18 protein-coding genes and 1 pseudogene are annotated in these 21,374 nt (G+C 71.4%); 9 read left to right on the top strand and 10 right to left on the bottom strand.

All coding sequences use genetic code 11. The features are described from left to right. Nucleotides 1–123: 123 nt before the first annotated feature. From ACFVT2_RS35625 to ACFVT2_RS35590, 8 genes are all read right to left on the bottom strand, one after another. Nucleotides 124–1,605, bottom strand: a complete 1,482-nt coding sequence (locus tag ACFVT2_RS35625) for an aldehyde dehydrogenase family protein (RefSeq protein ID WP_390024869.1) — start codon at nucleotides 1,603–1,605, stop codon at nucleotides 124–126. Next, nucleotides 1,602–3,341 carry an amidohydrolase family protein gene (locus tag ACFVT2_RS35620; RefSeq protein WP_390024867.1) on the bottom strand — a complete coding sequence of 580 codons (1,740 nt, stop codon included), beginning with the start codon at nucleotides 3,339–3,341 and terminating at the stop codon, nucleotides 1,602–1,604. Before ACFVT2_RS35620 ends, ACFVT2_RS35625 begins: the two co-directional genes overlap by 4 nt. A gap of 203 nt (nucleotides 3,342–3,544) precedes the next feature. After that, nucleotides 3,545–4,678, bottom strand: a complete 1,134-nt coding sequence (locus tag ACFVT2_RS35615) for an LLM class flavin-dependent oxidoreductase (RefSeq protein ID WP_390024865.1) — start codon at nucleotides 4,676–4,678, stop codon at nucleotides 3,545–3,547. A 161-nt stretch (nucleotides 4,679–4,839) separates the two neighbouring features. Next, complete coding sequence (locus ACFVT2_RS35610; protein WP_390024863.1) at nucleotides 4,840–5,625, bottom strand: SDR family NAD(P)-dependent oxidoreductase; 786 nt, start codon at nucleotides 5,623–5,625, stop codon at nucleotides 4,840–4,842. A 73-nt stretch (nucleotides 5,626–5,698) separates the two neighbouring features. Further along, the gene (locus tag ACFVT2_RS35605) at nucleotides 5,699–6,649 is read right to left on the bottom strand and encodes a TIGR03619 family F420-dependent LLM class oxidoreductase (RefSeq protein WP_390024861.1); all 951 of its coding nucleotides are present in this window, start codon (nucleotides 6,647–6,649) and stop codon (nucleotides 5,699–5,701) included. A gap of 263 nt (nucleotides 6,650–6,912) precedes the next feature. After that, nucleotides 6,913–7,212: a hypothetical protein gene (locus ACFVT2_RS35600; protein ID WP_390024859.1), complete on the bottom strand. Its 300-nt coding sequence runs from the start codon at nucleotides 7,210–7,212 to the stop codon at nucleotides 6,913–6,915. Nucleotides 7,213–7,434: 222 nt separating this feature from the next. After that, nucleotides 7,435–8,631 (bottom strand): helix-turn-helix domain-containing protein, encoded by a 1,197-nt coding sequence (locus ACFVT2_RS35595; protein WP_390024875.1) that lies wholly within the window; start codon nucleotides 8,629–8,631, stop codon nucleotides 7,435–7,437. A gap of 171 nt (nucleotides 8,632–8,802) precedes the next feature. Further along, entirely contained in the window at nucleotides 8,803–9,420 is a 618-nt protein-coding gene (locus tag ACFVT2_RS35590; protein ID WP_390024857.1) for a DUF5753 domain-containing protein, read from the bottom strand. A 171-nt stretch (nucleotides 9,421–9,591) separates the two neighbouring features. Between ACFVT2_RS35590 and ACFVT2_RS35585 the strand changes: the two genes are divergently transcribed. The 4 genes from ACFVT2_RS35585 (at nucleotide 9,592) to ACFVT2_RS35570 (ending at nucleotide 11,661) form a co-directional block, all read left to right on the top strand. Then, entirely contained in the window at nucleotides 9,592–9,816 is a 225-nt protein-coding gene (locus ACFVT2_RS35585; protein WP_390024855.1) for a hypothetical protein, read from the top strand. A gap of 43 nt (nucleotides 9,817–9,859) precedes the next feature. Continuing rightward, complete coding sequence (locus ACFVT2_RS35580) at nucleotides 9,860–10,321, top strand: DUF6879 family protein (protein ID WP_390024873.1); 462 nt, start codon at nucleotides 9,860–9,862, stop codon at nucleotides 10,319–10,321. A 24-nt stretch (nucleotides 10,322–10,345) separates the two neighbouring features. Next, the gene (locus ACFVT2_RS35575; protein WP_390024854.1) at nucleotides 10,346–11,200 is read left to right on the top strand and encodes a helix-turn-helix domain-containing protein; all 855 of its coding nucleotides are present in this window, start codon (nucleotides 10,346–10,348) and stop codon (nucleotides 11,198–11,200) included. A gap of 245 nt (nucleotides 11,201–11,445) precedes the next feature. Continuing rightward, nucleotides 11,446–11,661, top strand: a complete 216-nt coding sequence (locus tag ACFVT2_RS35570) for a hypothetical protein (protein WP_390024852.1) — start codon at nucleotides 11,446–11,448, stop codon at nucleotides 11,659–11,661. Between the two features lie 118 nt (nucleotides 11,662–11,779). Here ACFVT2_RS35570 and ACFVT2_RS35565 read toward each other — a convergent pair whose 3' ends face one another. Next, nucleotides 11,780–13,084 (bottom strand): amidohydrolase family protein, encoded by a 1,305-nt coding sequence (locus ACFVT2_RS35565; RefSeq protein WP_390024850.1) that lies wholly within the window; start codon nucleotides 13,082–13,084, stop codon nucleotides 11,780–11,782. 636 nt (nucleotides 13,085–13,720) lie between these two features. On the opposite strand from ACFVT2_RS35565, the gene ACFVT2_RS35560 reads away from it, so the two are divergent. The 5 genes and pseudogenes from ACFVT2_RS35560 to ACFVT2_RS35540 all read left to right on the top strand — a co-directional run. Beyond that, on the top strand, nucleotides 13,721–16,657 hold the full coding sequence (locus ACFVT2_RS35560) for a BTAD domain-containing putative transcriptional regulator (protein ID WP_390024848.1): 2,937 nt from the start codon (nucleotides 13,721–13,723) through the stop codon (nucleotides 16,655–16,657). Between the two features lie 229 nt (nucleotides 16,658–16,886). After that, nucleotides 16,887–17,072 (top strand): hypothetical protein, encoded by a 186-nt coding sequence (locus tag ACFVT2_RS35555; protein ID WP_390024846.1) that lies wholly within the window; start codon nucleotides 16,887–16,889, stop codon nucleotides 17,070–17,072. 247 nt (nucleotides 17,073–17,319) lie between these two features. Beyond that, nucleotides 17,320–17,496, top strand: a complete 177-nt coding sequence (locus ACFVT2_RS35550; RefSeq protein WP_390024844.1) for a hypothetical protein — start codon at nucleotides 17,320–17,322, stop codon at nucleotides 17,494–17,496. Nucleotides 17,497–17,809: 313 nt separating this feature from the next. Beyond that, nucleotides 17,810–19,414, top strand: coding sequence for a class I adenylate-forming enzyme family protein (locus ACFVT2_RS35545; protein WP_390024842.1), 1,605 nt, complete (start codon nucleotides 17,810–17,812; stop codon nucleotides 19,412–19,414). 75 nt (nucleotides 19,415–19,489) lie between these two features. Continuing rightward, nucleotides 19,490–19,657 (top strand): annotated as a pseudogene (locus ACFVT2_RS35540) (maleylpyruvate isomerase N-terminal domain-containing protein); the annotation flags it as partial. A 29-nt stretch (nucleotides 19,658–19,686) separates the two neighbouring features. On the opposite strand, the gene ACFVT2_RS35535 reads toward ACFVT2_RS35540, so the two are convergent. Then, nucleotides 19,687–21,333, bottom strand: coding sequence for a FadD3 family acyl-CoA ligase (locus ACFVT2_RS35535; protein WP_390024840.1), 1,647 nt, complete (start codon nucleotides 21,331–21,333; stop codon nucleotides 19,687–19,689). Nucleotides 21,334–21,374: the final 41 nt, after the last annotated feature.

The following is a 21,374-nucleotide window of genomic DNA, read 5'->3' as shown; positions in this document are numbered from 1 at the left end:
GGGGGTGTTTGTTTTTTTTTTTTTTTTTCCGCGGGGGGGGGGGGGGGGGGGGGGGGGGGGGGGGGGGGGGGGGGGGGGGGGGGCCCCCCCCCCCCCCACACCACCCGCGCGACCGCCCGCCACTCACCCCGGCCAGACGATCGCCTGGACCTCGCTGTACGCGTGCAGCGCGTACGAACCGACGTCGCGCCCCACCCCGCTGCGCTTGAAGCCGCCGAACGGCGCCTCCATGTTCCGCCCGACCGTGTTGACGCCGACCCCGCCGGCCCGCAGTCGCCCCGCCACCCGGAAGGCCCGGGCCACGTCACCGGACCAGACGTAGTCCAGCAGCCCGTAGTCGCTGTCGTTGGCCAGCTCGATGCCCTCCTCCTCGTCGTCGAAGGGGACCACCGTCACCACCGGCCCGAAGATCTCCTCGCGGACCGCCCGCATCCCGGGGGTGCAGTCCGCGAAGAGCGTCGGCGCCACGTAGAAGCCGCGCGCCGGCGCCGGACGCTCGCCCCCGGTGACCAGGCGGGCGCCCTCCTTCACCGCCAGTGCGGTGTACGCCTCGATGCGGTCCCGGTGCGCGGCCGAGATCACCGGGCCGACCACCGTGCCCGGCTCCCGCGGATCGCCGACGGTCAGCTGCTCCGCGTACCGCGCCAACCCCGCCACCAGCCGCTCGTAGATCCCGCGCTGGGCCAGTACCCGGGTCGGCGCGGTGCAGATCTGGCCGCTGTAGAAGGAGAAGGTGGTGCCGATCCCGGACACCGCCGAGGCCAGGTCGGCGTCGTCGAAGACCAGCGCCGCGCCCTTGCCGCCCAGCTCCATCAGCTGCCGCTTCATCCCGCGGCCGCACTCCTCGGCGATCCGCTGGCCGACCGCGGTGGAGCCGGTGAAGCTGACCATGTCCACACCCGCGGCCGCCACCGCCGCCTCGCCGACCTCCGGCCGCGCCCCGCTGACGACGTTGACCACCCCCGGCGGGACGCCGGCCTCCGACAGCGCCTCGGCCATCCGGTACACCGACAGCGGGTCCTGCGGGGCCGGCTTGACCACCACCGTGTTGCCCATCGCCAGCGCCGGCGCGACCTTCCCCGCCGGATTGGCCCACGGGTTGTTGTACGAGGTGATGCAGGTGACCACGCCCACCGGTCGGCGCACCGCGACCGCCCCGAAGACGCCCCCGCCGCCCATCGGCCCGGCCGCGTTGATCTGCGGCGGTATCGCGGTCTCCACCGGTTCCAGGGCCCCGCGGGCGTACCGCTCGAACCGGGCCGCGGACACCCCGACCTGGAGGGCCCGCGCCGTCCCGGTCGTCGCGCCGCTCTCCGCCTGCGCCAGCTCCGCGTAGCCGGCGGCCTCCCGGCGGATCACCCGCGCCGCCCGGTCCAGGACGGCCGCGCGCTCCTCGGGGGCGGTCCGCGACCAGCCGTCGAAGGCGTCCCGGGCCGCGTCCACGGCCGCCGCCACCTGCGCCCGGCTGGCCTCCGGGGCGGCCCCGACGGCCTCCTCGGTCGCCGGGTTGATCACGTCGTAGTGGCCGCCCTCGGGCGCCACCCACTCCCCGCCGATGAACAGCCGCTGCCCGTCCGCGCCGGCCGCGCGTCCGCCCGTGCTCACCTGGTGCTCACCGTCCTCGTGTCCCGCCCGGACCGCAGTACGGCCCCGGGCACCGCGCCGGTGACCGTGTCGTCCCGGATCGTCTCCACCCCGTTGACCCGCACGCTGACCACGCCGATCGCCCGGGAGTCCAGCCGCGGGCTGTCCCCCGGCAGGTCGTGCACCAGCGTCGCGGCCCCGGCGTCGATCCGCTCGGGGTCGAAGAGCACCAGATCGGCGTGGTAGCCCTCGGCGATCCGGCCCCGTTCGCGCAGCCCGAACAGTTGCGCCGGGTCGTCGGTCAGCATCCGCACCGCCTGCTCCAGCCCGACCAGCTTCCGCCCGCGCAGGCAGTCGCCGAGGAAGCGGGTGGTGTACGGGGCGCCGCACATCCGGTCCAGGTGAGCACCGGCGTCCGAACCGCCCAGCAGGACGTCCTCGTGCTGCCAGGTCTGTTGCCGCAGCGCCCAGCTGTCCGGGTCGTTGTCGGTCGGCATCGGCCAGAGCACCGTGCGCAGTGCGTCGTCGGCGCAGATCTCGACCAGGCAGTGGAAGGGGTCCTGTCCGCGTTCGGCGGCGATGTCGCGCACCACCCGCCCGGACAGTCCCGCGTTGGCCGGCGTGTAGGTGTCCCCGATCACGTACCGCGCGAAGTCGGTCAGTCGCCGGAACACCCCGGCTTCCTCGCTGTGCGCCCGGCGCAGCATCTCGGCCCGGACGTCGGCGTCGCGCAGCCGGGCGATCCGCTCGGGCACCGGGAGGCCGAGGACGTCGCCCCAGCCCGGGATGAGGTTGAGGGCGCAGAAGGTGCCCAGTGACATGTTCATCGGGGTGAGGATCGGCATGGTCAGGGCCACGATCCGGCCGCCGGCCCTGCGGGCCCGTTCGCTGGCGACGAGTTGCCGGGGCACCCGTTCGGGGACGGCGGCGTCGATGGTCAGCACGTTCCAGTTCAGTGGGCGTCCGGCCGCCGCCGACATCTCCACCAGCAGATCGATCTCGTCGTCGTCGAACCGGTCCAGGCAGCCGGCGACGATGGCCTCCAGCTGGGTGCCCTCGTGCTCGCCCACCGCCCGGGACAGCGCGAGCAGTTCGCCGGGGCGGGCGTGCCGGGAGGCGACCGGTTTGCCGTCGCCGTCGGAGTGGGTGGACGACTGGGTGGTGGACAGCCCCCACGCCCCGGCGGCCATCGCGTCGTGGAAGAGCTCGACCATCGCGTCGAGTTGGGCGGTGGTGGGCTGTCCGCCGATCGCGTCCGGGCCCATCACGTGGCGGCGTAGCGCGCAGTGCCCCACCATGAAGCCGGCGTTGACCGCGATCCGCCCCTCCAGCGCGTCGAGGTACTCGCCGAACGTGTGCCAGTTCCAGGGCGCGCCCTCTTCCAGCGCGACCAGCGACATCCCCTCGACCTTGCTCATCATCCGCCGGGTGTAGTCGGCGTCCTCGGGCCGGTCGGGGTGGAGCGGGGCGAGGGTGAAGCCGCAGTTGCCGCCGGCGACGGTGGTCACGCCGTGGTTGAGGGACGGGGTGGCGTACGGGTCCCAGAACAGTTGGGCGTCGTAGTGCGTGTGCGGGTCGATGAAGCCGGGGGCGAGGACCAGTCCCCGCGCGTCCTCGCTCGTCCGGGCCTCCTCGGCGACGGTGCCGGGCTCGGCGATCACGGCGATCCGCCCGTCCCGGATGCCGACGTCGGCCGCGAAGGCCGGCGCGCCCGTGCCGTCCACGACGGTCGCGGCCTGGATGAGGTGGTCGAGCATGGCGTGCGTCCTTTCTCGGGTGCGGGGCGAATGCGGGGCGCGGGCGGGGCGGGCGGGGTGCCGCGCGGCGGCGGGGCGGGCCCGGGCGTGGGGGCACGGCGGAACCAGCAGGACCGCCGCGCCACGGCCGGGGCCCGGGGACGCCCGGTTCGGCCGGCCGTTCCCGCTCGGCCGGCCGTCCCCGTTCAGCCGGCCGTTCCCGCTCAGCCGGCCGTCCCCGCGGCCCGCCGGAAGCGGGTGGTCCGGTGCACCGGATCGGTGTCGATCTTCGGGATGACGTGCTCGCCGATCAGTTTGATGGTGTTCATGGTGTCCTCGGCGGACACTCCGATCGGCAGTCCGAAGGAGAGCTGGTCGGCGCCGGCCTGCTCCCAGCGCTTGCACTGCCGCAGCACCTCGTCGGGGTCGCCGCAGATCATCAGTTCCTCGGCGATCAGCAGCTCGATGATCTCCTCGGTGTAGTCCGGGAGCAGTTCGGGCCACTGGGGGATGCCCTCCGGCCGCGGGAAGGTGTCGTGGTAGCGGAAGAGCAGCGACTGGAGGTAGTTGAGCCCGCCGCCGACCGCGATCTGCACGGCCTTCTCGTGCGTCTCCGCACAGATGGCGGTCGACGTCACCATCACGTTGTCGTTGACGAAGTCCCCGACCGGCTCGGCGTCCTTGACCGCGTTCTTGTACGAGTCGACGACCCACTCCATGTCGGCGACCTTCTGCACGCTGAAGCCGAGGACGCCCAGCCCCTTCTTCCCGGCCATCGCGTACGAGGACGGCGATCCGGCCGCGTACCACATCGCCGGGTGCGATGGCCCGTACGGCTTGGGCAGGATCTTGCGGGGCGGCAGTTGCCAGTGTTTGCCGTGGAACCCCTGGTACTCGTCCTGGAGCCACATCTTGGGGAATTCCGCGATGGTCTCTTCCCAGATCTCCTTGGTGTGGTTCATGTCGGTGATGCCCGGCAGGAACCCCAGGATCTCGTGGCTGCCGGCGCCCCGGCCTGAGCCGAACTCGAACCGCCCGGTGGAGAGGTGGTCGAGCATGGCGACCTTCTCGGCGACCTTCACCGGGTGGTTGACGGGGGCGAGCGGGTTGAAGATGCCGGAGCCCAGGTGGATCCGCTCGGTCGCGTGCGCGAGGTAGCCGAGGTAGACGTCGTTGGCGGAGAGGTGGGAGTACTCCTCCAGGAAGTGGTGCTCGGAGGCCCAGGCGTACTTGAAGCCGGACCTGTCCGCCTGGATGACGTACTCGGTCTCCTCCATCAGTGCGTGGTGCTCGGCCTCCGGGTCGGCCTGCGCTCGTGCGGCGGGCACGTAGCCCTGCACAAAGAGCCCGAATTCCAAGGGGTTCACCGTCCCTTACCCGCTGCTGCGGCTATTTCTGACGTACCGTCAGATTGGATGGCACCGACTGTTCCAGCGGCGCCGGGACCCGTCAATACCCGCAACCGCGCAAACCTGACGGCCCATCAGCTACGGGTTGGGCGCGCACCGGCCCGGCACCCTCAGAACGGGCTGACCCCGGCCAGCCACCCCCCGTCGATCACGAACGGCTGCCCGGTGATGTACGACGAGTCCTCCCCCGACAGGAACAGCGCCAGCCGGGCCACCTCCTCCGGTCGCCCGATCCGCCCCAGCGGCACCAGCTTCCGGTACAGCTCGTCCACGGCCCGCGCGCTCTCCACCGGGTCCGCCGACGGATCCAGCGCCGCCGGGTTCGTCATCGGCGTGTCCACCGCTCCCGGGCACACCGCGTTCACCCGTATCCCCTGCGCCGCCAACTCCAGTGCGGCGACCCGGGTCAACCCCACCACCGCGTGCTTGGTGGCGGCGTACGCCCCGACGAACGCCATCCCGGTCAGCCCCGCGTACGAGGCGGTGTTGACGATCGTCCCGCCGCCGGCCGCCGCGATCTGCGGCGCCACCGCCCGCATCCCCAGAAAGCAGCCCGTCTGGTTGACCGACACCACCTGCTGAAACTCCTCCAGCGGGGTGTCCACCAGCGTGTTGAACCGCAGGATCCCGGCGTTGTTCACCAGCCCGTCGATCTTCCCGAACGCCTCCCCGGCGGCCCCGACCAGCGCCGCCCAGTCCCCCTCCACCGCCACGTCCAGATGCACGAACCGGGCCCGTTCCCCGCCCAGTTCCGCGGCCAACTCCTCCCCCTGTTCGTCCAGCACGTCGCCGAGCACCACCCGCGCCCCCTCCGCCACGAAGAGCCGCGCCTCCTGCTCCCCCTGCCCGCGCGCCGCCCCGGTGATGACGATGACCCTGCCGTCGAGCTTGCCCATGCCTGCGCTCCTGTGGTGTGCGTACGGATAGCGATCTCTGCGTGCACGCTCAGCCCTCCAGCCGTTCAGCCGTTCAGTCATGCAGTAACGGCCCGACCTCGGCGCCGAAGGCCGCGATCTGATCGACCAGTTCCGCCCGCTCCCGACTGCGGAACCGCACCTGGATCTGCTGCACCCCCATCGCCCCGTACTCCCGCAGCGAGGCGGCGATCCGCTCCGGCGCCCCGACGAGCGTCCGCCGCCCGACGTCCCACCCGGGCTCCCCCACGTACACCGGCTCGACGATCGCCCCGATCTCGATCGGTTCGACCACCCCCGCTTCCTCCCGCAACCTCCGCACCTTCGCTATCTGCCGCGGAAGCCGCTCCCGCCGGTCCCCCTGCGGCAGCCACCCGTCCCCCTTCACCGCGGCCCGCCGTACGGCCGCCGGGGACGAGCCCCCCACCCACACCGGCGGGCGCGGCGTCTGCACCGGCCGCGGCGCCTGCCCCAACCCCCCGAACGCCAACCGCTCCCCCTTGAACTCGGGGAACTCCTCCTCCCCCAGCGCCACCTTCAGCGCGTCGATCGCCTCGTCGAGCACCGCTCCCCGCCGCGCGAAGTCCACCCCGAGCGCCTCGAACTCCTCCTGCACGTGCCCGGCGCCGACCCCGAGGATCAACCGCCCGCCCGACAGCCGGTCCAACGTCGCGTACTGCTTGGCGCTGAGCAGCGGGTGCTTCAACCCCACCACCGCCACATGGCTCAGCAGCCGCACGCGTTCCGTGACGGCCGCCAGATAGGAGAGCGTGGCCACCGGGTCGTACCAGACCGTCCCCATCGTCCCGGCCAGCCGCCGCGGTATCGCCACGTGCTCACAGCACGCGACGTAGGCGAACCCGGCCCGGTCCGCCGCACGCGCCACCGCCACCAGGTCCTCCGGCCCGGCCGCCGCCTCCCACCCCTCCGCGAAGATCACACTCTGCGCCTGCACGGGCAGCTGCATCCCGTACACCAACCGCCCCTGCGGCAACACCTGCACCATGCCCGCGCCCCTCACCCGACCCGACCCCTGCCGCGCCGCACTCGAAGTGCGGACATGGTGATACCTGACGGACCATCAGACAAGGGGTGCGGCCACGATGCCGGCCCCGCCCTCCCCGACCCTCGGGGCGGGCGGGGCCCACCTCCCTCACCACGCCACACCTGGCGCGGCACCCTTCAGGGGAACGCCCGGGACGCTCCCCGCAGGACGGACCGGGCCGCGGGCCGCGCCCGCCGACCCCGGTCGGGGGAGCTCCTAGCCGGCTAGCCGGGGACATCCCCCGGCTCACCCAGTCGAGCACCGCGACTCACCGCCACCCGACGAACGTCGCGCAGCGCGCACGTCAAATTCCCTGCCAGGAAACGGAGTTCCCGCTCCGACAACTTCGGCTCGCCGAGCATCCCGTCCGCATGCGCGACCAACTCATCGGCCATATCCAGCTGAACGGCCTCCACCCGATCCGCCATCCGGGACACGAACCCCTCCCCGTCCCCCAGGACGAAGCAGGTCTTCCCCTCCGGCGACACCCACGGCAGCAACCGCGGCGCACGCGCCTCGCTCACCGCCCCGCCACCTCCAGCCGGCGCCGTCCCGAGGCGGGCACCAACAACCGCAACAGCGGCTCGAAGATACGGGCGATACAGTGCGGCATGTCGACGCTCCTCTAAGGCGTTGGCCACGCCCCCGGGCCGTTCGCAGCGGTCGCGGGGGTCTTCGGTGGTCAGGTACTGAACGACCGTATGGCACCCGAGAAGGTCGAGGGGGCACAGTTTGTGCCCCCTTGCTCACGCCGCCAACATGCCGATTTTTACGGCCAGTTCGCTGGCTCGACGGCGCTGGGACGAGTTTCTGGACTCGGACTCCTCCAGGACGATGCGGCGGGCGTAGCCGTTGTAGCGGATGGTCTCCGGAGCGGCCTCGTACGCCTTGCCCAGAGTGGCCAGTGCCGCTTCCGGCTGACCGTCGAGCTGGTAGCCGCGGGCCTCCTCGATGCGGTGCCGAGCCCGGCGCGGGCGGGACGGCAGGGCGGCAGTGACGTCTGCGGCCGTTGCCTGCCGGACGCTCTCCGGGCCCGAGTGCAGCTCGACCGCGATGGTTACGGCGTGTGCGCCCATCACCGCGCGGGAGAAGGACGTCACGGGGTGGTAGTAGTCGCCGGCAAGCCGTTCGGCCACGGTGCGGGCGGTGTCCCAGTAACGCCAGGCCGTGCCCGTGTCACCGCGGCGGGCGGCGGTGTATCCGGCCTCGAACCGCAGCGCGCCCGTAATGGCGAGCACGTCCGCCCCCGCGTCCGGCAGCAGCGGTTCCAGGTAACGCAACGTCGCCAGGTTCACCGCATCCGCCGCATCGAAGTGGGCGTGCCCGCTGTCGCGGTGCGCCTGGGTCGCCAGCCATGCGGCGACACCGATGGCGTGCGGGTCCTCGGACTCCTGCGCGGCGACCATGCCGCGCTCCACCGCCCGCCACAGCAATGCCGGATCCGGCTGGTACGCGAGGAAGAACTGGCTCAGGCCGTACACCTCAGCGAGGAGTCCCTGCGCTGTGCGGCGCTCGCGGCCCGAGTCGGCCTGTAGGACCGCGAGCTGCGCGTCCTGGATGAGCTCCGGGAGGAGGACACCGATGACATCGCGGTGGTTCGGCGCGGAGTGCCGGGCCTGCCAGGCCCGCACCAGTCGCGCCCGCAGGTGCCTGGTGCTCGGCGCAGGGCGCCGCGAGGCCAGGGGGAAGGCGTCGATGGCCGCCCGCACCTGGGGCAGCCGCGGATGGCCAGGGCCGGTGAACATCGCGACGGACATGGACTGATCGCCGGTGAGGTCGGCCAGGTCACCGACGCGCAGGACCTCTGCGATCCGCAGGATCACCGGGAGCTTGGGCATCTGGAGGCGCCCGCCCTCCACCTGCTTGACCCAGCTAGGTGACTTGCCCAACAGTCCGGCGAGCACGGTCCGGCTCATACCGCGTCGGGTCCGGAGGATCTGCATGCGCTGACCGAAGACAACAGGTTCGACCACCGGGTCGGGCGGAGCATCAGATGTCACGGCCTTGCCCCTTTCTGGACAACTCGTCACTGCCAGCGTAGGGGCCTACACCGTCCGTATCGCCCCCGCGCGCAGACTGCGCACAGAGAACGGCACCGACGCACGGTCAGCCAGTCACTCCGGCCCCTCAAGTGCCGCCAACTCAAGACGAATCAGCGCCTTGGCCGCGTCACCATAGACGGCCGACCGCGCCAGGAGACTGAACGCTTCCTCATAGACCCTGACCTGCTCCGGATCGGTGTGCGTCGGAGCTCCCCCGTACAGCTCGACCTCCACGCGCTTCCCGTCGAAGATCCCGAACGAATGGCCTGGGTAGACGTGCTGCTCCGCCCGGTCGGGGGTGATGCCAAGCTTCAAGCCTGGGAGTTCGCACGATTCCAGAAGCCTGGCGAGCTGCCCTCGCATGACTTCGCACCCCCCGATGTTCGTGCGCAGCGCCTCTTGGGCGAGGACCACGTGGTACGTGCGCCCCTCCTTGCCGATAAGGCCAGCACGCGCGGTCCGGCCCTGAACGCCGGCTTCGATGTCATCGGGTGTTCCGTGGAAGTCAGCCACCAGACGCAGCATCGCCCTTACGTAGTCGGGGGTTTGGAGATTCCCCCAGATGACGTTCGTGCAATAGTGCTTCGTGTCCTTCGTGCTGCGCACCAGGTCGAGGAACGCCTGCTGCGTTGGCCCCATACCTTGACGGAGAAGGGCATCCCATCCACTGAACTCGTTGGCTGTGCTCATGTTCCAACCTTCCTTCGAGGCTTCCAGGCGCCAAGTCAACCTCAGACGGCAGCAGTGGCCTACGACGAGCGCGTTACAGGCGTGCAAGTTCGTGCAAGTCAAGTGCGAAGCGGGTCGAGTTGGGTGCAAGCTCCATCACGGAGATCCTGTTCCACAGGCGAGGAGGCCACCGTGTCGCTGCACATGCTGGGCAAAGACCCCCAGTCCAAAGAAGGTAAGTCCGCGACCGTCTACTACGACGACGTCAGGGACCGGTACCTGGTCCAGGGCCTGAAGGTGCTTGACGACGAGCGGCTGGCGCAGATGGACCTCCCGGACCATGAGACCGTCGTTGAAATCCCCAAGTACATGGTCGAATTCTTCCCGGAGGTGAACGGTGGCGGAAGCGTCGTTTGAGGACCTGTTCCGACAGGCCAAGCACTCTGCCGTACACCTGGAGATGAGGGACGGCTACATGCGGTCGGACTCTGAATTCATCTCCTGGTCGCGGGACCCCGACACCGTTCTGCCGGTGTGCGATCCGGAGTCGCGGTCCTGGCTGTCGTTGATGAACGAGATCACCGGCCGCGGCGTCGAGGTCCGCCGGGCCCGGATCTTTTCCGAGCCGATGAGCGACTACCTCCGCTTCGAGCACTATCTGACGCCACGCAACGTCGAGGCCGGCGAACAGGTCCGTTGGCTGCCACGCCGTAAGGCTTCGGATCTCGCGCTCCCCGGCAACGACTTCTGGCTGTTCGACGACAGCCTCGTTCTCTTCCTGCACTTCACCGGCGAGGGTGAGCTGTCCCCGGACGGAGACGAAGAGCGCACGACCGAGCCGTCGGTGGTGCGTCTCTGCGCCACGGCCTTCGAAGCCGTGTGGGAGCGGGCGATCGGCCACGAGGAGTACAGACCAGTTTGATCCACTGACAAGGTTGCTCACCCCGTGTCCCGTCCGTCGCCGCCATCCAGCATCCAGCAGGCCCGTGAGGCGCTGGGCAAGCGCCTACGCGAGGTCCGCCAGGACGCCGGCCTGACTGCTCGTGCTGTGGCGGCGACGGCAGGGTGGCACGAGTCGAAGAGCTCCAGGCTTGAGAACGGCAAGACAACGCCGTCAGACGAAGACATTCGCCTGTGGACTCATGTCTGCCATGCAGAAGGCAAGGCAGCGGATCTCATCGCGACGGCACGCGGCATCGACGGCATGTACGTCGAATGGCGTCGGCTGGAACGGGCCGGACTCAAGCACGTACAAGACTCCGTACTCCCCCTGTACGAGCGAACCCGCTGGTTCCGCTTCTACCAGTCCCAGGTCGTGCCGGGATTGCTACAAACACGGGAGTACACCCAGGAAATCCTCAGAACAGTTGTCGCTCTACGGGATGCCCCCGACGACATCGAGGAAGCGGTTGAGGCCCGCATGAGCCGTCAACGCATTCTCCACGGCGGTGGACGCCGTTTCGCCTTCCTCGTGGAGGAGTGGGTGCTCCGGTCGGTCATCGGCGGCCCGCACACCATGGTGAGCCAACTCGGGCATCTGATTGGCATGACTGCCACGCCGTCTTTGAGCATGGGTGTGATCCCCATGGGTGTCATACGCGGCCACGCCTGGCCGTGCGAATCCTTCTCCCTCTACGACAGCAATGAGGCTGCCTCCGAGCTGGTGTCCGCCAGCCTCACCGTCACGCAGCCAAGCGAGGTGGCCGAGTACGCCAAGACATTCGCCGAGCTGTCGACTATCGCCGTCTACGGCGCAGCAGCCAGGAAACTCATCGCGTCGGCACTCGATGCCCTCGGGTGAAGGCGCGCAAGTTCGTAGAAGTTCGTTGAGCGCGGGCTTCCGCTCTCCTTACCGTCGCAACGCCAGGCCGTTCCCCGTGCAGCGATCCGCGGCACGGACGGCCGACGTATGTCCCGCCCCGACCGCGGAAACCTGGACAGTCGAGCGGCCGGAGCGGGTGACCCAGCCGCAGGAACCCTGCGGGACCACGGGCCGTGCCTCGACGGTACGGCGGCACGGCCCTTCGGAAAAGAGGAGGTTGGTAGATGAGCGTCGCAGCGGTCGAGACGTACGAGACGCGCACGCCCGACGCCGAAGGCTGGCGCGGCACCCCGTTCCGGCACCCCCAGGACGGGCAGGTCGTCGCACAGGACGACGGCGGGAAGCACGACGGGGGCCCGATGCCCCCGGAGGCACCGCGCGACCCGCAGCCGCAGGGCGGCGACGGCGCGTGTCCCCCCGTCAGCCGTCCGCTCAGCTGAACGGGCCGAACCGGTAACTGGTTGAACCGGTCCCGTCCGTCCGCGTCGGCCGGACGGGACCCTCCCTGCGGACCGCTCACCCCCGCCGGCCCCTGCCGATGAGCCGCCCCCGCCCGGGTCAGCTTCCGCCCGCCGACGGCCCCCAGAGCCCCTCCCCCGTCAGCCCCAGCAGTTCGATCGCGTTGCCGCGGACGATGCGGTCGATGACGTCGGGGGCGAGGTGGGACATCTGGGTCTCGGCGACTTGTCGCGACTTCGGCCAAGTGGAGTCCGAGTGCGGGTAGTCCGTCTCGTAGAGGACGTTGCCGACGCCGATGGCGTCGAGGTTCTTCAGGCCGAAGGCGTCGTCGAAGAAGCAGCCGTAGACGTGGTCGGCGAAGAGTTCGGACGGGGGGCGGTGGACCTTGTCGGCGACGCCGCCCCAGGCGCGGTTCTCCTCCCACACCACGTCCGCGCGCTCCAGGATGTACGGGATCCAACCGATCTGCCCCTCGGCGTACATGATCTTGAGGTTCGGGAAGCGGTCGAACTTGCCGCTCATCAGCCAGTCGGTCATCGAGAAGCAGCAGTTGGCGAAGGTGATCGTGGAGCCGACGGCGGGCGGCGCGTCGGCCGACGTGGACGGCATCTTCGACGACGAGCCGATGTGCATGGCGACGACCGTGCCGGTCTCGTCGCAGGCGCGCAGGAACGGGTCCCAGTAGTCGGTGTGGATGCTGGGCAGCCCCAGGTGGGGCGGGATCTCGCTGAAGCAGACGGCGCGGACGCCGCGGGCCGCGTTGCGGCGGACCTCCTCGGCGGCCAGTTCCGCGTCCCAGAGGGGGATGAGGGTCAGCGGGATCAGCCGGCCGCCGGCCTGCGGGCCGCACCACTCCTCCACCATCCAGTCGTTGTACGCGCGCACCCCGAGCAGCCCCAGTGTGCGGTCCTTGGCCTCGGTGAAGGTCTGGCCGCAGAAGCGCGGGAAGGTGGGGAAGCAGAGGGCGGACTGGACGTGGTTGACGTCCATGTCGACCAGGCGTTCGGGGACCGAGTACGAGCCGGGGCGCATCTGTTCGTAGGTGATGCCCTCCAGCCTGATCTCGTCGCGGGAGTAGCCGACGGCGGTGTCCAGGCGGGTCAGCGGGCGGAGCAGGTCCTCGTAGATCCACCAGTCGGCTATCGGGCCGTCGTCGCCGGGGGCGCCCATCTTCGGGGTGAACTTGCCGCCGACGAAAGACATTTCCTTGACGGGGGCGCGGACGATGCGCGGGCCGGTGTCGTGGTACTTCGACGGGAGCCGGTCCCGCCAGACGTCGGGAGGCTCCACGGTGTGGTCGTCGACCGAGATGATCCGGGGGAAGGGCTCCTCGGGTCCCGCGGATCCCGCGGACCGCGTGGCCTCCGGGGATTCCGTGGATTCCTTGAGCTGCTGGGTCTCCATGGGCGTTACGGTAGCGTCGATCTGACGGTGCGTCAGTAATGCGGACGGAGTCGGCCGGACCGACACGGGAGGACGGGGCCGCATCACCGGACCGGCACCCGGCCCCGCACCCGACCCCGGCGCCCACCCCGCGACGAAAGCCGGCGGAAGGGCGGCCGAACGGCAGCGGAACGGCGGCCGAAGGGAGAACCGGCCCGCCCCCGTAGGACGTGTACGCAGGCGGGTCGGGCAGCCGGTACCGGGCCACCGGCAGAAACAAACCAGCCAGTCGGGGATGGCGTCCGGCACCTCGGGCAGAGGGGCCGGGGGCGTCCGGCCGGTGTACGGGGAAGGTGGCCGACACACGGCCAGTAAGGGGACGAGCGGGTGGCGGCGGGCCCGGAACACCGCGTTCAGCAGGGCAAATGCGCCGGGAAGACGCCGAGTCGGGGCCGGGGGAAGAGAACGGAAGGTTCCCCTCCGCGTCACCGGCGGAGCGCCGCTTCGCCCCATCCGCACCGCACGGGGAGGCTTTGTGCACGCTCCGGACCCCTACTGACGTAGGGGGCCGTGACAAGGCAGACTGACCGTTGCGCACAAGGTAAAGGCGCGGACGGCCAGGACAGCGCGGACGGACGGGACAAGGCAGGGGGAACCATGGACGACGGTCCGGGACAGGTGCGGGAGCGGCTCCGCTTCACCGTGCTCGGTCCCGTGCGGGCCTGGCGCGGTGAGACGCCGCTGGCTGCGGGTTCTCCGCAGCAGCGTGCCCTGCTCGCCGCGCTGCTGCTGCGCGGCGGGCGGACCGCGACCGCGCCCGAGCTCGTCGACGCCCTGTGGGGCGACGGACCGCCGCACGCCGCGCTGGCCGCACTGCGGACGTACGCCTCCCGGCTCCGCAAGGCCCTCGGTGACGACGCCGAGGCGCTGGTCAGCGAGTCCGGCGGCTACGCCCTGCGGTCCGTGGACGGCCTCCCCCTGGACCTCGACCACGACACCGCCGAGCAGTACGCCGCCGAGGCCGAGAAGGCCAGGGCCGCCGGCGACCGCGGCCGGGCCCGCGAACTCCTCGACGCCGCACTGGACCTGTGGGACGGCGAACCGCTCGCCCGGGTGCCCGGCCCGTACGCCGAGAACCAGCGGACCCGCCTCCAGGAGTGGCAGCTGTCGCTGACCGAGACCCGCCTCGACCTGCGCCTGGAGGCCGGCTGCCATGCCGAGGCGGTCTCCGAACTCACCGCCCTGACCGCCGCGCATCCACTGCGCGAGCGGCTCCGGGAGCTGCTGATGCTGGCCCTCTACCGCAGTGGGCGCCAGGCCGAGGCGCTCGCGGTGTACGCCGACACCCGCCGGCTGCTCGCCGACGAGCTGGGCGTGGACCCGTGCGCCTCGCTCTCCGAACTCCAGCAGCGGATCCTGCGGGCCGACGCCGAACTGGAAGCCCCGGCCGTCACCGACCCCGGCTCGCCCGAGGCCACCTTCGTCCGCCCCCGCCAACTCCCCGCCACCGTGGCCGACTTCACCGGTCGCGCCGCCTTCGTCACCGAACTCAGCGATCAGCTGGCGACGGCCGAGGGCAGTGTGATGGCGGTCTCCGCGGTCGCCGGTATCGGCGGCGTCGGGAAGACCACCCTGGCGGTGCACGTGGCGCACGCCGCGCGGGAGCACTTCCCGGACGGCCAGCTCTACGTCGACCTCCAGGGGGCGGGACACAACCCGGTCGAACCGGAGGCGGTGCTCGGCGCCTTCCTGCGCGCCCTGGGGACGCCGGACTCCGCCATTCCGGACGGGCTGGAGGAGCGGGCGGCCTTCTTCCGCTCCACTCTGGCCGGGCGTCGCGTACTCACGCTCCTGGACAACGCCCGCGACGCGGCGCAGGTCCGGCCGCTGCTCCCGGGGACCGAGGGCTGCGCGGCATTGGTCACCAGCCGCTCCCGGATGATCGACCTGGCCGGCGCGCACCTGATCGACCTCGACGTGATGAGCCCGGAGGAGGCCCTGCGGCTCTTCACCCGCATCGTCGGCGAGGAACGCGTCACCTCCGAGCGGCAGGCCGCCATGGCGGTCGTCGGCGCGTGCGGCTTCCTGCCGCTGGCCATCCGCATCGCCGCGTCCCGGCTGGCCGCCCGCCGGACCTGGACGGTCTCCACGCTGGCCAGCAAGCTCGTCGACGAACGCCGCCGGCTGGACGAACTCCGCGCCGGCGACCTGGCCGTGAAGGCCACCTTCGAACTGGGCTACAAGCAGCTGGAGCCCGCCCAGGCCCGCGCCTTCCGCCTGCTGGGCCTGGCCGACGGCCCGGACATCTCGCTGGCGGCCGCGGCGGCCCTCCTCGACCTGGACCTCGACGACGCCGAGGACCTGGTCGAATCCCTCGTCGACGCCTCCCTGTTGGAGTCCGCCGCACCCGGCCGTTACCGCTTCCACGACCTGGTCCGCCTGTACGCACGGGCCTGCGCGGAACGCGACGAGCACCCGCCGTCCGAGCGGGGCGCGGCGCTGTCCCGACTGCTGGACTTCTATCTGGCCACGGCCGCCCACATGTACGCCATGGAGCGGCCCGGGGACCGGCTGGTGGACCACATGGAGCGCCCCGACTACCCGGGCCTGGTCTTCGCGGACCGGCCCGCGGCGCTCCAGTGGCTGTTCGGCGAGGCGCGCTGCCTCCTCGCCTGTGCCCAACAGTCGAATTCCGAGGGAACGTTGCGCCGGTCCGTGGACCTCCTCCTGCTGACGCTGGACCTCGCCGAGTCCAGCGCGGACTCGCACCAGTACGAGCAGGCCAACGTGGCCCTGTTGGCCGCCGCCCAGGAACTCGGCGACCAGCGCGCCGAGGCCCGCCTGCACACCTCGCTCACCAACGTCCGCACCCTGGCGGGCCGACTCGACGAAGCCGACGCGCACGCCCAGTCGGCCATGCTGCTGGGCCTGGCCACCGGTGACGCGTTCTCGTCGTCGAACGCACCCAACGACCGGGGCATCATCGCCATCGTCCAGCAGCGCTACGCCGACGCCGAGCCCTACCTCAGCCAGGCGCGCACCGCCTTCCGCGACGACCACAACCCGCAGTCCGAGGCCAGTGCGCTGTGCAACCTCGCCCGCGTACACCTGGAGACGGGGCGTTTGGACAGCGCCATACAGCTCGCGGAAGAAGGCATCGCCATCTATCGAGAGCTCGGTGCCACGCGCCGGCTGGCCAATGGGATGTACACCCTCGGCCTCGCCTTCAAGCGCGCGGGCCGGCTGGGCGATGCCACCGGGCAACTCAGCGGGGCGCTGGCCATCTTCCAGGACAACCGTCAGCGGTTCTGGGAGGGCATGACCTTCTTCCGGCTGGGTGAGGTCAACCTGGAGAACGACCGCCCGGCCCAGGCCGCCAACCACGCCGAACAGGCCCTCGCGGCGCTGCGCGGGGTCGGCGGGGAGTGGTGGCGGGCCAACGCCCTCACACTGCTCGGTCGCGCGCTGAACGACATAGGGCACACCGGTCGGGCCCGGGTCTGTTGGCAAGAGGCGTTGCCCGTCTACGAGAAGCTGGGCGCGCAGGAGGGCCGTGAGGTGCAATCCCTGCTCACGCTGCCCGTCATCGCCTGACCTCAGCCCGCCCGTTTCCGCACGGCGCAGCAGGTGAGCGCGGCGTTTATCGATCGTTCATCGCGGCGGGCCATTCTCTGTCATGTCGATCCGCCGCCTCGGGGGGCAAGCGGCTCGGCTGCCAGGCCCCATCGTTAAGGTGAGCGGCCATGGAACGTCCGTCCGGCGGCCAACGGGGGAGTCGCCGGCCGGGCCTTCCGAAAGCGCCCACACACAGGAGTTGATTGTTGTGACGAACGAACAGGCACCGGCACGCAACGAGCGCGACATCATCAAGCCGATGGACAAGCACGCGCCGATCGCCACGCCCGGCCTCGGCAAGAAGGCACCCGTCAAGCCCGTGAACGCCGAGGCGGCACCGTCCGGCACCGTCACCGCACAGGACAAGCACGCCCCGCTGGGCGAGCCGCGCTGAACCAGACTGTTTCGGGGGAATCTCAGGAAATTCCGGGGGGGATTTTCCAGGGATTTCGGGGGACGGCAGGGGCCGGTCCCGATGGCATGGAGGGGAGCCATCGGGACCGGCCCCTGCTGCTTGTCCGGACACGGCCGCACATTCGGTCGCACTCCATCGCTTTCCGGCCACACCACCGAACATCTGTCCGGTCATGGTTAGCCTCACTTGGCAAGTGGCCATCCCATCTTCAGAAAAGGAGACCAGAGTGACCCGCACCTTTCACGCTGTAGCCCTTGCCACCGTCACCGTCGCCCTGCTCGGCACCGCCACCGCGCCGGCGCTGGCCGAGGCACCGCACACCCGGCCCACCCTCGTGCAGCCCTACGATCGCCACGCGCCCATCACCAGTGCCGTCACCCCGCAGGACCGCCACACACCCTGATCCGGGCACCCGGGACCGCAGGCCGGCCGCCCGGCCGCCCGACGCTCCCAGAGCACACCTCTTGTCCACCGCTCACCCGTCGCCCTCTTCGGCGCTTCCCGCCCGTTTCTCCGCTCTTTGTCTCCTTCGTTTCTCCGCCCTTGTAGACGACTTGTTCACACCACGCCGGCGGGGCCATGCGACCGCATGCCCCCGCCGGCGTCGTTCTTCACCTCCGCACTATCTGATGTTCCGTCAGATTGCGGTACAGTCACGCGACTTGGATCTGGTACGCCGGCGGCACCGCCCGCCCATCCACCCCAGGAGGCGCGCCGTGTTCGAACCCGCCCGTATACGCACGCTGTGGGAACTGGTCGAGTACCGGGCGCGGGCCTCCGGGGACGCGCCGATGTTCTTCGACGGGGACGGCGGGCGGACCGTGACCTTCGGTGCGGTCCGGGAGGCGGCGCTGCGTGCGGCGGCCGGGTTCCGGGAGCTGGGGATCGGGGCCGGTACGCGGGTGATGTGGCAGCTGCCGACCCGCGTCGACACGGTGGTCGCGTCGCTCGCGCTGGCCCGGCTCGGGGCCGTGCAGACTCCGGTGCTCCATCTGCACCGGGCGCGGGAGGTCGGGTTCGTCCTGGCCGAGTCGGCGGCGGAGTTCGTCCTCGTGCCCGGGGTGTGGCGGGGGTTCGACTATCCGGCGATGGTGCGCGGCGCGGTCGGGGAGCGCACCGGAGTGCGGGTGGTCCCGGTCGCGGACGGGCTGCCCGACGGGGATCCTGGCGCGTTGCCGGAACCCCCGGCAGGAGGGGACGACCACACGCGCTGGATCTACTACACGTCCGGAACGACCTCCGCGCCCAAGGGAGTCGAGCACACCGACGCCTCACTCATCGCCGGCGGTGTCGGGCTGGCCACCGCACTGGGGATGTCGGCCGACGACATCGGCTCGATCGCGTTCCCGTACGCGCACATCGCCGGGCCTGACTACGTCATCGCCATGCTGGTCAGCGGGTTTCCGGCGGTGGTGCTGGAGACGTTCGACGCGGCGCGGGCGGCCGAAGTCTACCGGCGCCACGGGGTGACCATGGCGGGCGGCAGCACCGCGTTCTACCAGGCGTTCCACGAGGCGTCGCGACGCCGCCGGGCGGCCACGCCGGACGCCGGCCGGCTGATCCCCTCGCTTCGGCTGCTGTCCGGCGGCGGTGCGCCGCTGCCGGCCGAGCTGTACCGGGCGGCCGGGCGGGAGTTGGGCTGCGCGATCGTGCACGGGTACGGGATGACGGAGTGCCCGATGATCGCGATGGGAACGCCGTACGACAGCGACGAGCAACTGACGCACACCGTCGGCAGGCCGGTGGCCGGCGCGCAGGTGCGGATCGTCCGGCCCGACGGGAGCGCGGCCGCGCCCGGCGAGACGGGTGAGGTGACGGTCACCGGGCCGATGGTCTTCCGGCGGTACACCGATCCCGCGCTGACGGCCGAGGCGTTCGCGGCGGACGGCTCCTTCCGCACCGGCGACCTGGGGCGGCTGCGCGCCGACGGCCACCTGGTGCTCACCGGGCGGCTCAAGGACATCATCATCCGCAAGGGCGAGAACATCTCCGCGCAGGAGATCGAGGACCTGGTGCACACCCACCCGGCGGTGGCGGAGGCGGCGGTGATCGGGCTGCCGGACCGGGAGCGGGGCGAGCGGGTCTGCGCGGTGGTCACGCTGGCCGGGGCGGGGGACGGCGGCGGTACGGGTACGCCCCGGCTCACCCTGGCCGACCTCACCGCGCATCTGCGGGCGGCCGGGCTGATGACGCAGAAGCTGCCGGAGCAGTTGGAGATCACCGATGCGCTGCCGCGCGGCGGACCGCTGAACAAGGTGGCGAAGGCGGCACTGCGGGAGCGCTACGGGAACGCTACGGACCGCAGCCGGGCGCGCCGATGAGTTCGCGGAGGGCCGGGGGTCTTCACTGGTGAGACCGGCCGCGGTGGCCGGTCCGGTGTGGAGAGGGCCCGGACCATGACCGAGAAGGCAGCGCGGACCGCGGTGATCGACTTCGCGGCGCAGACGCAGGAGGTGGCACGGCTCGCCGCGGGCACCACGGAGGAGCAACTGGCGGCGCCCACCCCGTGCTCCGCATACGCGGTACGGCACCTGCTGGGCCATCTGGTCGTGCTGGCCGCCGGACCGTTGCGGTCCGGATCTCCCGGGGGGACTCAGCCGGGCACGCCCCGGCCGGCGCCCGCAGCCCCGCTCCGCAGCAGCCCCTTGACCACCTTCCCGCTCGCATTGCGCGGGAGTCCGGCGACGAACTCCACCTCCCTGGGGACCTTGTAGTTCGCCATTTCGCGGCGGGACCAGGCGATCAGGTCGTCGGCGGTGAGGTGGGCCCCGGGGCGGCGGACCGCGTACGCCTTGCCGACCTCGCCGAGACGACGGTCGGGGATGCCGATGACGGCGGCCTCGGTGATGTCCGGGTGGCGGAGCAGGAGTTGCTCTATCTCGGCGGGATAGGCGTTGAAGCCGCCGACGATGAACATGTCCTTGATGCGGTCGGTGATCCGGAGGTTGCCGGCCGGGTCGAGGACGCCGACGTCGCCGGTGCGCAGCCAGCCGTCGGGGGTGATCGCGGCGGCGGTGGCGGCCGGGTCCTCGAAGTAGCCGGACATGACGTGGTAGCCGCGGACCAGGATTTCGCCGGGTTCGCCGGGCGGCTGCGGGCGGCCGGTGGGGTCCACGACCCGGACCTCGGTGTCCGGTATGGCCCGGCCCGAGGTCGACGCGATCGCCTCGGGCGGGTCGCCGCGGCGGCACATGGTGACCACGCCGGTGCTCTCCGACAGGCCGTAGGCCGTCAGGACGGTGGCCACCTTCAGCTCGCCGCGCAACCGTTCCACCAGCTCCAACGGGACGACGGCGGCGCCGGTGACGACCAGGCGCAGCGCCGAGAGGTCGTGCAGGGCGCGGTCGGGGTGGTCGAGGAGCTGCTGGTGGAGGGTGGGCGGGCCGGGGAGGACGGAGATCTGCTCGGCGGCGATGTTGGCGAGCGCGGTCTCCACGCTGAAGACCGGCTGTGGAACCATCGTGGCGCCGCGCAGCAGGCAGGCGATGATGCCGGCCTTGTAGCCGAAGGTGTGGAAGAAGGGGTTGACGATGAGGTAGCGGTCGCCCTCCTCCAGACCGGCCAGTTCGCTCCAGACGTCGTACGCGCGCAGGGTCTGGCCGTGGGTGATCACGGCGCCCTTGGGATGACCGGTGGTGCCGGAGGTGAAGATGATGTCCGAGGGGTCGTCGGGGCCGAGGGCGTCGGCCCGGGCGCGGACCGTGCCGGACGGCACCGCCGCACCGGCGGCGAGGAAGTCGCGCCAGGTGGTGAAGTCGGCGGGGGCGTCGTCGGCGAGCACCACGACCCGCTCCAGGTGCGGCAGTCCGGGCAGCGGGCCGCGGCCGTCGCCCTGTTCGGCGGCGCGGCGCAGCGAGGCGACGTAGGACGTGCCGAGGAAGGTGCCGGTGACGAAGAGGAGCTTGGCGCGGGTGCGGCGCAGGATGCCGGCCGTCTCGGCGCCCTTGAAGCGGGTGTTGACCGGGACGAGGACCGCGCCGGAGGTCACCGCGCCGAGGGCGGAGACGATCCATTCGAGGGTGTTGGGTGCCCAGACCGCGACCCGGTCGCCGGGGACGACACCGGCCGCGACGCAGGCCGCGGCGGCCCGCTCCACCCGCGCGCCCAGTTCGGCGTAGGACACCCGGGTGCGGCCCTCGACGACGGCCTCGCGGGGGCCGTACCGCGCGGCCGCCGCACGCACCAGGTGGGCCAGCGAACCGTACGCCATGTCCGCCCGCGCATCGAGCTGTTCGCCCATCGCTGCCTCCCGCTCCCGGCAAAAGACCCCGTACCGCATAG

It is taken from the genome of Streptomyces sp. NPDC058000 (assembly GCF_042886435.1).
Taxonomy (GTDB): Bacteria; Actinomycetota; Actinomycetes; order Streptomycetales; family Streptomycetaceae; genus Streptomyces.
This window is presented reverse-complemented; position numbering and strand designations above follow the sequence as displayed.

Coding starts and splice junctions, on each gene's coding strand:
- ACFVT2_RS35590 (WP_390024857.1), bottom strand. CDS start 9,420: ATGAGCACAGCCAACGAGTTCAGTGGATGGGATGCCCTTCTCCGTCAA.
- ACFVT2_RS35535 (WP_390024840.1), bottom strand. CDS start 21,333: ATGGGCGAACAGCTCGATGCGCGGGCGGACATGGCGTACGGTTCGCTG.
- ACFVT2_RS35610 (WP_390024863.1), bottom strand. CDS start 5,625: ATGGGCAAGCTCGACGGCAGGGTCATCGTCATCACCGGGGCGGCGCGC.
- ACFVT2_RS35595 (WP_390024875.1), bottom strand. CDS start 8,631: ATGCAGATCCTCCGGACCCGACGCGGTATGAGCCGGACCGTGCTCGCC.
- ACFVT2_RS35570 (WP_390024852.1), top strand. CDS start 11,446: ATGAGCGTCGCAGCGGTCGAGACGTACGAGACGCGCACGCCCGACGCC.
- ACFVT2_RS35560 (WP_390024848.1), top strand. CDS start 13,721: ATGGACGACGGTCCGGGACAGGTGCGGGAGCGGCTCCGCTTCACCGTG.
- ACFVT2_RS35565 (WP_390024850.1), bottom strand. CDS start 13,084: ATGGAGACCCAGCAGCTCAAGGAATCCACGGAATCCCCGGAGGCCACG.
- ACFVT2_RS35580 (WP_390024873.1), top strand. CDS start 9,860: ATGAGGGACGGCTACATGCGGTCGGACTCTGAATTCATCTCCTGGTCG.
- ACFVT2_RS35620 (WP_390024867.1), bottom strand. CDS start 3,341: ATGCTCGACCACCTCATCCAGGCCGCGACCGTCGTGGACGGCACGGGC.
- ACFVT2_RS35605 (WP_390024861.1), bottom strand. CDS start 6,649: ATGGTGCAGGTGTTGCCGCAGGGGCGGTTGGTGTACGGGATGCAGCTG.